Raw genomic sequence first — 13,297 nt, forward strand, 5'->3', positions numbered from 1 at the left:
GTCAGTAGTTCGTGAGCAGGGTATCCAGGACCCGTGCACCAAATTTCAGGGATTCGGCGGGGACGCGTTCGTCCACGCCGTGGAACATGCCGGTGAAGTCCAGTTCGTCCGGGAGCTGGAGCGGGGCGAAGCCGTAGCCGGTGATGCCCAGCCGGCTCAGGGATTTGTTGTCCGTGCCGCCGGAGAGGGTGTAGGGCAGGACCTTGGCCCCTGGGTCCTCGGCGTGCAGCGCATCGATCATTGAATCCACGAGGTTCCCGGCGAACGGAACCTCCAGGGAGACGTCGTTGTGGATGTAGCTCACGTCCACGCCCGTGCCGGCGAGTTCGCGGACGATTTCGAGGACGTGCTGCTCCTGGCCGGGCAGGGTCCGGCAGTCGATGAGGGCCTCGGCCGATTCCGGGATCACATTGTGCTTGTAGCCGCCCTTGAGGAGGGTGGGGTTGGTCGTGTTCTGCAGGGTGGCGCCGACGAAGCGGGCCACGGTGCCGAGCTCCTTGAGGATCTTCTCCGGATCGTCCGGGTCGAACTCCACGCCCGTGAGTTCAGTCACACCGTCGAGGAACTGCCGGGTGGTGGGAGTCAGCTCGACCGGCCACCGGTACTCCCCGATCCGGGAAACGGCGCTGGCGAGCCGGGTGACGGCGTTGTCCGTGTTGATCTGCGAGCCGTGCCCTGCGCGGCCGTGGGCGACGAGTCGGAGCCAGGAGAGGCCCTTCTCGGCGGTCTGGAGCAGGTACGTGCGCTGACCGCCGATTGTGGCGGAGAATCCCCCGACCTCGGAAATCGCTTCGGTGGCGCCGTCAAAGAGTTCGGGCCGCTTCTCGATGGCATAGCGGGCGCCGTAGGTGCCGCCGGCTTCCTCGTCTGCGAAGAAGGCAAAGATCAGGTCCCGCTTGGGCTTGCGTCCGGTGCGGGCAAAATTCCGCAGCACGGAAAGGATCATGGCGTCCATGTCCTTCATGTCCACGGCGCCACGGCCCCAGATCATGCCGTCCTTGAGCTCCGCGCCGAAGGGGTCCACGGACCACTGCTCGCGGAGCGCGGGAACAACGTCCAGGTGCCCGTGGACCACGAGCGCGCTGGCGGACGGGTCCTCGCCGGCAAGCCTGGTCACCACGCTGGCGCGGCCCGGCGCGGCCTCAAAGATCTCGGCGTCCAGCCCCACTTCGGTCATCAGCCCCGCGGTGTATTCAGCAGCCGCCCGCTCCCCCGGGCCGGACCCGTCACCGTAGTTGGAGGTGTCGATCCGGATCAGTTCCTGGCAGATTCTGACGACTTCGTCCTCGGGCCTGATTTCAGTCATGTTTCACTCCTCGTGGGGTCGGCTCTTTTGCTGGCTTCAGCCTACCCACATGCCCGATCACGCCCCGATTATTTGTTTCGGGAAACTTCATGCTAGAGTCTTTCTCGCTGCTTCGGAGAAAACCAAAACGCTGAAAGGCGAAAAGGTTCACCGAATACCACCTGCGCGGGTGGCGGAATGGCAGACGCGCTAGCTTGAGGTGCTAGTCCTCGAAAGGGGGTGGGGGTTCAAGTCCCCCTCCGCGCACTAAGGGAAAACCCCTAGAATCCAAGGATTCTAGGGGTTTTTTTCTGTTCCCGCCCACGCGGGCTCCAGCTTCACCCACGCCGATGCCGAAAAGCGACACCCGCCGGGCCGACGTCCGCATAGTGGTTTTGTGGCTTACTTCGAAGATAGAAAATGCAAAGACGGATCCATTACCTACTACGTGCGGTGGATCGGTCCCGACACCAAACACCGTGTGGGCCAGAAAATGGACTCAAAGGGCAGCGCCAACTTGCAGCTCACGGTTCTCAAAGCGCACGGGAACAACATCGACGCGGCCCGCGACGGCGGCCGGCCCTACCTTCAGATACTGGTCGGGGCGAGGGGCAACCAAACAGCGTCGCGGATGCTGTTTTTCACCTGGTCCCGCCACACCGAGCAGGCGCGTCGCTACGCCGACGAAACGGACATTGCCCTCTTTCACTGCAAGCTGGACGGCGGAATGGAAGCGGTCAACAAGCCGGCCGCAGGCTTGCTGAAAGCCAAGGACCGGGCTGCGCGGAACCTGAGTAATGATGTGCCGATCGGGGCGAAGAAGAAGCCCGTTCAGTACCGGGTGACCCATCCGTTCACGCATGCCGCTGGCTGGTGGCTCGTCGCCCTCTCAGCACTCCTGTTCCTCATACAGTTGTTCGTGCCGGGGCATCAGGTCAACCTTCTTGTGGCATCCGTTCTCGGCGTGGTGCCTGTGCTAGTCGGGCCGGCATATCCTCCAAGCCCGTTTCAGAACCGGACACCCCGGTCTCTCCGGCAGTCCGGTCCGAATCCTCATAGAATGACGCCAATGGATACCGTCATGCCTGAATACGCCCGCCTGCGCGCCGCCATCACCGAGCGCCTGAACGCCCACGACCTGCTCGGCGTGATGGACCACGGGGCGCCGGAGACCGGATACGACCCGGAGATGGAGGACTTCGCCGCGCTGATAAGCGCCGGCGGTGCCATCACCCCGGAAGTCGTCGCGAGGGTCTGGCACAAATGGTCCGGCGACAGCCTCGGCAACATCGACAGCGGACCGGAAGAGCCCACCGCCAGGATGGCGGCGCTGGCCGCTGACCTGCAGACCATCCAGGACGGCTTTCTGCAGTACTAGCCGGCTGGCTCCGCCGTTCAAGGTGCAGCCCGCCGGCCGCCGGGGCGAGCATGCCGGTCAGTGCTGGGCGATGAGGCTGAGGGCTGCCAGATGGGCGGAGAGCGCGTCAGGCATCTCCATGGCCAGTCCGTCTTACGACCACCATGGGCAGCGCTGTCAGGACCGAGACCCAGACGGGCCGCCCGCTCAGTCGTGCCCACACGGCGGAGCCCGCAAACGCCAGGGAGCCGAGGAGGATCAGGCCGCGGCCTTCCGCTTCGATAGGTGAGAGGACGAGGAAGCTGGAGTTCAAGGCCAGCCCGCACGACATCAGCGCGGCAGCCAGCAGGACAAGCAGTGCCCATGCCCTGTCGGCCCAGCGGACGCGGAGCATCATCGGGCGGCCCGGGCCGGCTACGAGTAGTTCAGGCTGAGGAGCATGGCCTTCAGTTGCGCGTACTGCTCGGATCCCATCCAGGCTTTCGCTGCGGCGGGCGAAGCGAAGGGAGGCGTGGTCGCTGATCCGCCGAAGATGACCCGTGCCGTCATGACTCCGTTGGGCAGCAGCACCTGGTTGGTTCCTGAGTTGGTCTGGGTTGGCTGGAATTCGTGGGCGCGCCTGACGTCCAGGTGGTAGTACGGTCCATCGGAGGATCCCGGGAGCTCGTCATAGGCGAAGCCGACCTCGGTTGCCTCACCGGTCGTGTCGATGATCCCGGGCACCGGGGTGTGATCCAGGACGGTGCGCTTGACGGGGCCGGCCGCTCCGTCGCCGTACATGCCGCTGAGCACGTGAGCCATTTCAGAACCGGAGGCGTCGAGGACGGTCGCATCGAAGGAGGTCTTCTGGGCCTCCGGGTTGAGGGCGGGACCGGGCTTGACCGTGACGGTCCAACCGGCCGGGTGGGTGAAGGAAATGTGGCCGTCCGGGAACGTGAACGTCTCCGTTGCCGCAGCCTGCGGTGCCTCGGGAGCCGGCGCAGCATCGCTCGGAGCGGCCGGCGGGGTGGCAGAGGTGGTAACGCGCAGCTCGGGCGCTGTGGTGGCCGGCGTGGCGGCAGACGGCGTTGTGCTGTTTTGTGGTGCCGTACTGCCCTGAGGCGCGGCGCAGCCCGTGGTGAGCAGGAAGCAGGCCAGCGTCCCGGCGGCCAGTGTGGAATGGACGGTGTTGTGCTTCAAGTGTTCCCCCAATAAAAATGTGCTGATGCTGCGTCTACGGCGGTGCCGTGCGGACGGCTCCCCCGCCATCAAGCATGCGTAGACTAAGGCCCGGATGTCGAGACGTTCGCCGGAGAGTCGCGAAGCCAGCCGAGCAACTTTCCACGGTCCGGGACCGCATCGTGGGTCCCGCGGGCAGTTGCAGAACCTGGCATTCTCTAGGGCGAAGCCGAGTAGTGCGCTCTCCGGGGCGCGGGATGGGCGGGGCTAGCCTGCGCGGGCGATCGTCCAGAACCTTGACGTGCCCCTCATCCAGACGAACCTGGTCCACCCGTCGCGACCAACGGCACGGCCAGCTATCCGGTCACCGTCGTACAAACATCACCCTGGCGCCAGCCTCCAGCCAGATCTTCACCCTCGACTACCAGCTCCAGCCGTTGGACCCGGTTCAGCCTGGTTACCCGCCCAAACCGGTGCCCATCCGGTATCCCCTGGACTTCGACAGCGCCGGTACCGTCACCGAATACACTGCAGCGGCCGTCCGCACCTTCTGAGCATGCGGCAAGCCGCGCCACGCGGCGCCCAGAATTCCCTCAGATTGCGCGTGTAGGTTCGAATCATGTCGGCGGCGGTGATCGCCGCGAGGTTTCCCCCATTACTTCGAGGGCATCCCGCCGCCGGCTCACAGCCCAAGGTCCACCTCGCCGGGTACTGGCCCCATGACAAACATAGATCCTAGGGCAGCAATGGTCCTTAACATCGTGTCCGAGGGCGTGGCCAGGAACCGGACCGTCACTTCTCAGCTGTGAGCCCTCCGGCGTCCCGCGGAGGCGGGGCGCCGGCGCGTCCCGCATGTGCTGGCGGCAAAGCCCGTCTCCCGGCTCGCCGGAGTTAGTCGCAGCCGCCTCCACCATCTCCTCCTCCACTGTCGCACCCGCCGAAGCTGTCTCCGCCAGAGCTGGAACCGCTGTAGCCTTGGTCTCCGCCGGATCCGGTGCCCGTGCCACGCGTGGGCATAACCCCGAACAGCAGCACGCCGGCTGCATTGGGGTCTCCTCCTGATTTCGCGAACACTGCCCGATTCTGTCTGCCGTTGCCCCAGATGATCCCGAAAAATAGAGCGATCGACAGCCCAATGCCGGCGATCTTTTCGGCCGGGTTCCCGGAGCCGGACCCCTCGGTGTTGAAGACATGGGTCAGCGTCACACTGAATAACAGTCCGACGGGGACGACAAAGACCAGCCTGCGCACGAGCGCCCACCGGAGTTTCGAAACCGAAACCGGGAGCTCCCTGGGAGGGCGGCGGCGTGTGCCCTTGCTTCTGGATACCGCAATCTTCGACGTTGCCATGGCCTCCACCATACGGTCAGCGGTACGGGACGGAGACGTGACTGGGCTCAGAAGTTGCGGCGCTCCCGCGACAGCCCGAGTCCCATGACGATGAGAACCGGCCCGGCCAAAACGACGGCGGACAGAAGCAGCGCGGCGCCGTAGTACGGGACGGCCGAGCCGATGTGACCGAGGAGAAGGGTGAGGCCGGCAAAGCACAGCGATGTTACCGGAGCCCCTCGGCGGCGCTGGCGTTGGTGAGCCAGCAGGATGATGCCCGCCGTGATGTTACCCAGTGCTGCCACCAGGACAAGGAACGCCATAAAAACGACCCCGCCCTCTTTTTGGAAACCGGCGATGGACGGCACCAGGAACCAGAGGCCGCAGGCGATGCCGACGATTCCTGCCGCGACCCGGAATCCTGACGATTTGGGGCGGTGCGGATCCCAGCCTCGGGTCGCCCTGGCGTACATACCGTGCAGCTGCTGTGGGTAGGCAGCAAAGGGCTGCGGCTGTGGTTGCTGGAAGTATGGCTGCGGGGCCCGCTGCGGATAGGCCTGGCTGGCCGGGTGCTGGGGAGCGGACTGCGGCGGCCCGTAGCCTTCAGGAACCTGAGTGCCCCGGTACAGGGGCGCAGGCGGAATTGGCGGAATATTGTCGTTCATGGGTCCCCCAAAATGAGCAGTGTGCGGATCTGGGTCAGAATACAGCCGCTGCATCGGCTATTTCAGTAGCTCGGCCATGCCCGTGGCTTCCCGGTCGTTGTCCGTCAGCGGGTCCAGGCCCCAGGCGTCTTCAATCGTGCGCAGCAGGGAATAGTGGGTGAACCGGGTTTCCGAGGTGTAGTCCTTCCGCGCGGCGGGTCCGGCGAAGACCGTGGCAACCTGGCTGGTCGAACCGTCGCCCTCGTCATAGGTGACCACGAGGAGCGAATTCTTCGTGGTGAACGCCGGTGCGGCGAGGATTTTCGGGACCTGCCGGGACAGCCAGTCGTCGCCGGACTGCACCGGGCAGTCGTGGGTGTCGCTGCACATGTCGGGGGTGATGAAAACATAGTCCGGCAGGCTTCGGTCGGTCTTCAGGTCTTCGTCCAGCCAGCTGAAGGGCACCACGCGGTCGGTGCACAATGCCCGGTCCTCGGTCACCGAGGGGTAGTACATGAACGGGTTGTGCTTCACCGCGTATCGGCCGGAGTCCTCGGCCTGGCAGGGTTCGGGCATTCCGTCGGCGTACATCCGCCATTTCCGCCCCGAGTTGCTGATTTCGTCGGCAATGGTGCGCACGTCCGCCTCGCAGCTGTTTGCCTCGGGGGCGCAGTTGCTCGTGATGCCGGCGGTGGTGCCGCTGGTCAGGGCGAGGTAGTTCGGCAGGCTGGGCCGGGTGATCGCATGGTAGTTGGCCGCCACGGCGTTCTCCCGCGCGAGGCTGTTCAAGTAGGGCGCGTCATCGGCTCCCAGAATGCGGCTGGCGGCTTTGTTCTCCATCACGATGATGACGACGTGATCGATCGCGGCCGCCTGAGCCGTTCCGGTCGGTGACGGACTGGCCGACGCCGCCGGGCTGTTCGACGACGGTGTGGCCGTCGGGGGCGGCGACGACGGTGTGGCCGTCGGGGGCGGCGAGGGCGCCGGGCCCGGTGCCGTGCAGCCGGCCAGAGCCAGCACCAGGATGACGGCCAGGATGGGTCTGCCCACTCGCCTCATCGCCTCATGCTAACCGGGCACGGAAAGCCCTGCCATGGGCCGGTAGTCCGGGACCGCCTCCGGATCATTGGGTGCCCCAATCCCTCTACCCGTCCCGGTGCAGCGCGGACTTGATGGTGCCGACGAGCGACCGGAAGCCCGGGTCGTCCTGCAGCGCGTCAAGCAGGACGGGTCCCCGCGGACCGGCCAGGGGGATCCGCCAGTTGGGGTACTGCGTGCTGGTCCCGGGCTGGTTCTGGGTCCGGGTCTCGCCCACCGCATCCACCAGCGCGACGCCCAGCAGGGATGAGGGCGTCAGGGTGGTGAAGGCGTACAGCGCCTCAACGGTGCGCTGCACATCCTGGTGCCCCGTCCCGGGCAGCAGACCGCGCTCCCGAAGGAGTCCGAACACCGCCTGCTGCTCGGCAGCGGCCTCGGCGCGTTCCTCCGCCACCGGCCGCTGCAGCAGTCCCAGGGATTCGCGGAGCGTGACGTGCTCGCCGGCCAGGTACCCGGCCGTCGGCGGCAGATCGTGGGTGTTGACACTGGTCAGGCACTGCTGCCGGTACAGTTCCGGCGCGATCGGGCCGTCGGCGTCATGCTCGAACCAGAGGATCGAGGTGCCAAAGATCCCGCGGCCCGCCAGGTAGTCTCGCACCCACGGCTCAAACACCCCCAGGTCCTCACCGATCACCACCGCTCCGGCCCGCTGCGCCTCCAACGCCAGGATTCCGATCAGCGCCTCGTGGTCGTAATAGACGTAGGTGCCCTCCTCCGGCCCGGCGCCCTCCGGGATCCACCACAGCCTGAACAAGCCCAGGATGTGGTCCACCCGGATCCCGCCGGCATGGCGCAGCACCGTGCGGAGCATGTCCCGGTAGGCGGCATACCCCGATTCCGCGAGCCGGCCCGGGTGCCAGGGCGGCTGTGTCCAGTCCTGGCCCTGCTGGTTGAACATGTCCGGTGGCGCGCCGACGGTGACGCCCCGGGCCAGGACACCGGCCAGCGACCAGTCGTCCGCGCCGCCCGGTTTCACGCCGACCGCAAGGTCGTGGATGACGCCGATTTCCATGCCCGACCGCCGGGCCGAGCGCTGGGCGGCTTCCAGCTGCTGGTCGCAGAGCCACTGCAGCCAGCGGTGGAATTCGATCCGCCCGGCGAGCAGGGCCCGCTGCTCCTTGCAGTAGGCGGTGTCCGGTGCGGACGCGGCCCCGGCCCATTGCGGGGCGTCCGGGGCGAGTTTCTCGGCCAGGGCGCACCAGAGGGCGAAGTCGTCGAGCCCCGGCCCCTCCCCGGCGCAGAATTCGGCAAAGGCGCGTGCGCGGGCGGGGTCGCGCGGAACGGCGAAGATCAGCTCGAGTGCGCTCAGTTTCGCCCCGTAACTGGAGTTGCGGTCCAGCAGCCCGGTGGAGTGGTTCGCGGCGTGCTGCCGGGCGGCCAGCCGCTCCACTTCCGCCCGGCCGGCCGGGTCGAGGTAGCCGTATTCGGGGATCTCCTCCACCCGCAGGTAGAGCGGGTTGAAGTAGCGCCGGGTTGTGGGCAGGTACGGCGAGTCTTCGACCGGCGGCCGGGGCTCCGCGGCGTGCAAGGGGTTGACCAGCAGGAAACCGGCGCCCTCCTGCCCTGTGATCGTTGCGAGGTCCGCGAGGTCCGCAAAGTCACCGATGCCCCAGGACCGGGAGGACCGCACGGAATAGAGCTGGGCGGTCAGTCCCCAGTTCCGCCGTCCGGCGAGCGCCTCGGTCGTTTGGAGCCGCTGCGGTGTGACGACGAGCGGACACTGGGTTTCCGTGCCTTCGTTCTCTGCCAGCAGGGTGTGCCAGCCGAGCGGAACCCGGTCCGGGACCGTGAAGGTCGCCCGTCCCGTGAGGACGCCGTCGACGGCGACCGGCGCGTCCCAGTTCTCCTGCTGCGTTAACTCGTACCGGCTGCCGTCTTCTGCGGCGATCCACACGCTGACGGCCGTGCCGTGCGGGACATGGACCTGGACGCGGAGTTCCTGCCCCTCACGGGCCACGGCGACCGGCGGCAGCATCCGCCGCCACGGCGCCAGCCTGGCTTCAGCCAGGGAGTGTTGCATGTCGTCCGGGTCCCCGGCGGGGACACCCAGCGCGGCGAGGACGCCGCGCAGTGTGCGGTCCGCAACGGAGCGTTCGACGCCGTCCCAGCCCCAGTAGGTTGTCCCCACGCCGTGGGCTGTTGCGAGTTCGCGCAGCAGTGCGGCTGAGCTGGTCGTATTATCCTGGTCCATTCCATCCGCCATGGGGCCACTCTAGACGCTGTCCCCGTGCACCGTCCCGTGTTGATGGACGTGCGTTTCCCCGACCAGTTCGTGCAGGCCCTCGACTGCGCGTGCCAGGGACAGGTCCGGGGATGCCGCGATGAACGGCATCAGGAGCCTGTTCTCCTTGTCCAGATGCAGGGCGAAGATGTTCCGGATGGAGCCGGCAGCCACGGCGGCATCCACCCCGCTCGAGCCCCGCAGTTCCTCGAGCAGGCCCACAATCACCTGGTGCTCGGCCAGCATCCCCTCCACCAGCAGCCGGCCCTGTGGCATGTTCCGGGGCCCGCCGTACAGTGGACCCTCCTCTGCCAGCGCATGGGGAACGAGATCGTTCTCGCACCACTCCACCAGCACCTCATGGGCGTCGTGCTCCGCCACGGTGTCCCCGGACCGGACAGCATGGGTGAGCGTCGCCGTCAGCGCGTTGAGCCGCTTGAGCATGCCCGCATGGTGCTGCTCCACCGCCGCCAGGGCTCCGGCTTCCTCGTCGGGGTTTTTCAGGGTGTTGGCCGCTGGCTGATCCATGACGCCTCCTGGGTCTGCTGGATAGGGGCGCGCAGTAGGGCACGCAGGCTCCCCTCCCACTGTACGGCGGAGACTCCCCCGGACTCCCGGGCCTTTCGGCCCACCGCGGCCACCGCCCACCGGGGCTCCGGCCCACCCCGGTTCCGGCCGGCTGCGGCCCACCCTGGTTCCGGCCGGCTGCGGGTTTCGGCGGCGGATTTAGGCACGGCCGCGGCGTCCGCGCTAGCCTTGCAGCCTATGGTCGACGTCGAACGGTTCCGGAATCTCCTGCACGAGGAGCGCCGCCGGAAGCTTGCCCTCCTTCCCGCGCTGCGCCAGGACATCACCTCGGTGAACCTCGCCCGGCAGGACTCGAACGTCGACGACGAGCACGATCCCGAGGGCGCGACGATTGCCTTCGAGCTCTCCCAGGCTGCGGCACTGCTGGAGCAGAGCCGCCAGGGCCTGGCGCAGATCGAGGCAGCCCTGGAGCGGATCGACGCCGGCCGTTACGGCAGCTGCGAAGTCTGCGGTGAAGAAATTGCGGAAGGCCGGCTGGAGGCCAGGCCCTGGACACCGTATTGCATCAGGCACAGCTCGGGCCCTTCCGGCCCCTCCAGAGCCACTGCACGGACCACACCATGACCGGCGCTGCCGAAACCTGGTGGGACCGGATCGTTGCCGGATTCACCCAGTCCCCGGTACCGCAGGTCACCGGCACCGAACTCGCCCTGGTGGTCCTGATCGCCGTCGCGCTTTCCCTGCCGCGGGTGAGCTGGCGGTACTTCGGGCTGCTGGCCACCGTAACCCACGAGCTCGGCCACGCCTTCGCCGCGCTCATGACCGGGCAGCGCCTCGGCGGCATCCGGCTGGGCCTGGACCACTCGGGCACCACCACCACCTACAGCCGCCGCCCCCTGGCGGCTGTCTGGTCCACTTTCTGGGGCTACCCCGTCCCGGCCGTCGTCGGCGCCGCCATGGTCTGGAGCGGCTTCAACGGCTGGGGCCCGGCGGCGATGTCGGTCGGGACCCTCATCCTGCTGGCCTCGTTCCTGTTCATCCGCAACGGCATCGGGCTGCTGATCACCGCCGGCGCGGTCCTGGCCGCCGTGCTGCTGGTGCTGTTCGTCCCGCCGGAATTCACCGGCCATGTCATGATCGTGCTCGGCCTGGCACTGCTGGTCGCCGCCGTCCGTGACCTCGGCAAGCTGGGCAACGTGCACCTGCGGCACCGGGACCGGCTGGCGACCTCGGACGCCTATCTGCTCGCCCGTGCCACCCACCTCCCCGCCGCCGTGTGGATCGTGCTGTTCGCCGCCGTCGTCGGTGCCGCCTGGTGGTTTGCCTGGCAGCCGGTGTCGGAAGTGTTCGCAGCAGCCCAGGGCGCAATGCTGCCATGACCCCTCGGGATCCGGGCATAGGCTGGGACCATGAGCCAAACACACACGGACGACCCCGGATTCAGCACGAAGGGTTCCTACGTCACCGGCGGCGAGGAGTTCACCCGGGACACCAACTACATCGAGGACCGGATCACCCGCGACGGTGCCCCCGGCCGGAACGGTGAGCCCGGCTGGCCGGTCGAGCCGGGACGTTACCGGCTGGTAGCGGCCCGCGCCTGCCCGTGGGCCAACCGGACCGTGATCGTGCGGCGGCTCCTTGGCTTGGAGGACGCGATTTCCCTCGGCCAGCCCGGACCCACCCATGATGCGCGCTCTTGGACGTTTGACCTGGATCCCGGCGGCAAGGACCCGGTGCTCGGGATGGAGCGGATCCAGGAGGCATACTTCCGCCGCTTCCCGGACTATCCCCGCGGCATCACCGTCCCGGCCGTCGTCGACGTCGCAAGCGGCCAGGTGGTGACCAACAACTTCCCGCAGATCACTCTGGACTTCGCCACCGAGTGGACCGCGCACCACCGGCCGGGCGCGCCGGAGCTGTATCCGGAGGCCCTGCGCGGGGAGATCGACACGGTCAACAAGAGGGTCTTCACCGAAGTGAACAACGGCGTCTACCGCTGCGGGTTCGCCGGCTCGCAGGAGGCCTACAACGCCGCCTACGACCGGCTCTGGACTGCCCTGGACTGGCTGGAGGAACGCCTCACCGGCCAGCGGTACCTTGTGGGCGACACGATCACCGAGGCCGATGTCCGCCTCTTCACCACGCTGGCGCGCTTCGACGCCGTCTACCACGGGCATTTCAAGTGCAACCGGCAGAAACTCAGCGAAATGCCCGCGCTGTGGGCCTACGCCCGGGACCTGTTCCAGACCCCCGGATTCGGCGACACCACCGACTTCGTGCAGATCAAGCAGCACTACTACATCGTCCACGAGGACATCAACCCCACCGGGATCGTTCCCGCCGGGCCGGCGCTCGGCAACTGGCTGACCGCGCACGGCCGCGAAGCCCTCGGCGGACGCCCCTTCGGCAATGGAACGCCGCCCGGCCCGGTCCGGGCCGGCGAGGAAGTGGCCCCGGGGCACGGGGCGGACTGACCGGAACACCCCGCCCGGCCGGGGTTCGTCCACTTGTCGCAGCAATATCTCCAGCCTAGGGTGAGCCGGGATGACTAGAACAGAAGAGGAAACGCGCACCGGAGGGCCGTCCCTGTTCCGGCGGCTGTGGCGGATGGTGGCCGGCAATGTCTCCACGGCGCTGCTGTGGCCACGGCTGCAGCTGGCCATGAAGGCAGGACTCGCCGCGGGCATTGCCTTCGCCATCGCCCCGCTGATGCCCGGTTCCGCGGCCGATTATCCCTACTATGCTCCGCTGGGCGCCCTGGTGGCGATGTACGAGAACGTCGCCGGCTCCATAAAGCAGGGAGCGCAGACGCTCGCGGGCCTGGCGATCGGGATAGGACTGGCCTTCGTGCTGTTCATCCTCGGCAGCCCGTCACCGCTGACGGTCGGCATCGTGATGGCCTTCGGCGTTGTCCTGGCCGGACTCCCGAAGATCGGCGCGGGCCGGGACTGGATTCCGACGGCGGCGCTCCTGGTGCTGCTCGTGGGCGGCCACAACCCGGACCAGTTCTCCTTCGGCTACCTCCTGCAGATGGGGGCCGGCGTCACCGTGGGCATCCTCGTGAACCTGCTGGTCTTCCCGCCGCTGCACTTCCGCGCCGCCGAGCTCAGCATCGCGGAGCTGCGCCTGGCGCTCGCCCGGCAGCTCTGGGACATGGCCAAGGCACTGAAGGAGAGCTGGCCGCCGGAACACGAGGACTGGTCCAGGCGGTCCGACTCTCTCGAAGCCTCCGCCCGCGCCGTCCGGCTGGCCGTGGAAAAGGCGGACGCCAGCCGGCGGGCGAACCCCCGGCGCCGGCTCCACCCCCGTGACATCGGACTGGACTACCGCAACCTGCGTGACCTCGAAAGGTTGACCTTCCACGTCCAGGACGTGACGCAGGTGCTCTCGGATGTCATCTGGGCCACGGACACACCGTTTGTGGTGCCGGACGAATATGCTGCACCGCTTGCCGACGCCATGTCCGCCGTCGGTGACATCCTGCGCTCAATCGAGGAGGAGAGCCCGGAGAAACAGTTGGAGAATATCGAGGCGGCCGACACTGCCGTCAAAGCGCTGACGGGACGGATCGGCGCCGAGCAAACGGCCACCGACGCCCCCAGCGCGGTCGAGTCGATCCTGATGAGCCTGCACAGGATGCTGCGCGTGGTGAAGACATCGGCCGTCAGCGCCTGACC

At 67.5% G+C, this 13,297-nt stretch carries 13 protein-coding genes and 1 tRNA gene; 6 read left to right on the forward strand and 8 right to left on the reverse strand.

What is annotated here, in order from left to right:
* Position 1 precedes the first annotated feature (1 nt).
* Complete coding sequence (locus AC1MFL_RS18915; protein ID WP_479811961.1) at positions 2 to 1,306, reverse strand: M20/M25/M40 family metallo-hydrolase; 1,305 nt, start codon at positions 1,304 to 1,306, stop codon at positions 2 to 4.
* 163 nt (positions 1,307 to 1,469) lie between these two features.
* Here AC1MFL_RS18915 and AC1MFL_RS18920 point away from each other — a divergent pair.
* Together AC1MFL_RS18920 and AC1MFL_RS18925 are read left to right on the forward strand one after the other, a co-directional pair.
* Positions 1,470 to 1,552 (forward strand) — tRNA-Leu (locus AC1MFL_RS18920).
* Positions 1,553 to 1,682: 130 nt separating this feature from the next.
* Complete coding sequence (locus tag AC1MFL_RS18925) at positions 1,683 to 2,663, forward strand: hypothetical protein (protein ID WP_479811963.1); 981 nt, start codon at positions 1,683 to 1,685, stop codon at positions 2,661 to 2,663.
* A gap of 106 nt (positions 2,664 to 2,769) precedes the next feature.
* On the opposite strand, the gene AC1MFL_RS18930 is transcribed toward AC1MFL_RS18925, so the two are convergent.
* From AC1MFL_RS18930 to AC1MFL_RS18960, 7 genes are all read right to left on the reverse strand, one after another.
* Entirely contained in the window at positions 2,770 to 3,039 is a 270-nt protein-coding gene (locus AC1MFL_RS18930; RefSeq protein WP_479811964.1) for a hypothetical protein, read from the reverse strand.
* 17 nt (positions 3,040 to 3,056) lie between these two features.
* Entirely contained in the window at positions 3,057 to 3,821 is a 765-nt protein-coding gene (locus AC1MFL_RS18935; protein ID WP_479811966.1) for a hypothetical protein, read from the reverse strand.
* 870 nt (positions 3,822 to 4,691) lie between these two features.
* Positions 4,692 to 5,150 carry a hypothetical protein gene (locus AC1MFL_RS18940; protein ID WP_479811968.1) on the reverse strand — a complete coding sequence of 153 codons (459 nt, stop codon included), beginning with the start codon at positions 5,148 to 5,150 and terminating at the stop codon, positions 4,692 to 4,694.
* Positions 5,151 to 5,197: 47 nt separating this feature from the next.
* On the reverse strand, positions 5,198 to 5,794 hold the full coding sequence (locus AC1MFL_RS18945) for a hypothetical protein (protein WP_479811970.1): 597 nt from the start codon (positions 5,792 to 5,794) through the stop codon (positions 5,198 to 5,200).
* Positions 5,795 to 5,851: 57 nt separating this feature from the next.
* A complete protein-coding gene (locus AC1MFL_RS18950) occupies positions 5,852 to 6,823 on the reverse strand; it encodes an alkaline phosphatase family protein (protein ID WP_479811972.1) in 972 nt (323 codons plus the stop codon).
* Positions 6,824 to 6,917: 94 nt separating this feature from the next.
* Positions 6,918 to 9,074, reverse strand: a complete 2,157-nt coding sequence (gene malQ, locus AC1MFL_RS18955) for a 4-alpha-glucanotransferase (RefSeq protein ID WP_479811973.1) — start codon at positions 9,072 to 9,074, stop codon at positions 6,918 to 6,920.
* Positions 9,075 to 9,083: 9 nt separating this feature from the next.
* Positions 9,084 to 9,620 (reverse strand): hemerythrin domain-containing protein, encoded by a 537-nt coding sequence (locus AC1MFL_RS18960; RefSeq protein WP_479811975.1) that lies wholly within the window; start codon positions 9,618 to 9,620, stop codon positions 9,084 to 9,086.
* A 237-nt stretch (positions 9,621 to 9,857) separates the two neighbouring features.
* Between AC1MFL_RS18960 and AC1MFL_RS18965 the strand changes: the two genes are divergently transcribed.
* The 4 genes from AC1MFL_RS18965 (at position 9,858) to AC1MFL_RS18980 (ending at position 13,295) form a co-directional block, all read left to right on the forward strand.
* Entirely contained in the window at positions 9,858 to 10,244 is a 387-nt protein-coding gene (locus tag AC1MFL_RS18965; RefSeq protein WP_479811977.1) for a TraR/DksA family transcriptional regulator, read from the forward strand.
* Positions 10,241 to 10,999, forward strand: coding sequence for a M50 family metallopeptidase (locus tag AC1MFL_RS18970; protein WP_479811979.1), 759 nt, complete (start codon positions 10,241 to 10,243; stop codon positions 10,997 to 10,999). The genes AC1MFL_RS18965 and AC1MFL_RS18970 overlap by 4 nt, the downstream gene beginning before the upstream one ends.
* Before the next feature lie 30 nt (positions 11,000 to 11,029).
* Complete coding sequence (locus tag AC1MFL_RS18975; protein WP_479811981.1) at positions 11,030 to 12,094, forward strand: glutathione S-transferase family protein; 1,065 nt, start codon at positions 11,030 to 11,032, stop codon at positions 12,092 to 12,094.
* A 133-nt stretch (positions 12,095 to 12,227) separates the two neighbouring features.
* On the forward strand, positions 12,228 to 13,295 hold the full coding sequence (locus AC1MFL_RS18980) for an FUSC family protein (protein ID WP_479815568.1): 1,068 nt from the start codon (positions 12,228 to 12,230) through the stop codon (positions 13,293 to 13,295).
* Positions 13,296 to 13,297 lie beyond the last annotated feature (2 nt).

The sequence above is a fragment of the Arthrobacter sp. BG3 genome, from assembly GCF_056680185.1.

Coding starts and splice junctions, on each gene's coding strand:
- AC1MFL_RS18915 (WP_479811961.1), bottom strand. CDS start 1,306: ATGACTGAAATCAGGCCCGAGGACGAAGTCGTCAGAATCTGCCAGGAA.
- AC1MFL_RS18930 (WP_479811964.1), bottom strand. CDS start 3,039: ATGATGCTCCGCGTCCGCTGGGCCGACAGGGCATGGGCACTGCTTGTC.
- AC1MFL_RS18940 (WP_479811968.1), bottom strand. CDS start 5,150: ATGGCAACGTCGAAGATTGCGGTATCCAGAAGCAAGGGCACACGCCGC.
- AC1MFL_RS18945 (WP_479811970.1), bottom strand. CDS start 5,794: ATGAACGACAATATTCCGCCAATTCCGCCTGCGCCCCTGTACCGGGGC.
- malQ (WP_479811973.1), bottom strand. CDS start 9,074: ATGGCGGATGGAATGGACCAGGATAATACGACCAGCTCAGCCGCACTG.
- AC1MFL_RS18960 (WP_479811975.1), bottom strand. CDS start 9,620: ATGGATCAGCCAGCGGCCAACACCCTGAAAAACCCCGACGAGGAAGCC.
- AC1MFL_RS18965 (WP_479811977.1), top strand. CDS start 9,858: ATGGTCGACGTCGAACGGTTCCGGAATCTCCTGCACGAGGAGCGCCGC.
- AC1MFL_RS18970 (WP_479811979.1), top strand. CDS start 10,241: ATGACCGGCGCTGCCGAAACCTGGTGGGACCGGATCGTTGCCGGATTC.
- AC1MFL_RS18975 (WP_479811981.1), top strand. CDS start 11,030: ATGAGCCAAACACACACGGACGACCCCGGATTCAGCACGAAGGGTTCC.
- AC1MFL_RS18980 (WP_479815568.1), top strand. CDS start 12,228: ATGGTGGCCGGCAATGTCTCCACGGCGCTGCTGTGGCCACGGCTGCAG.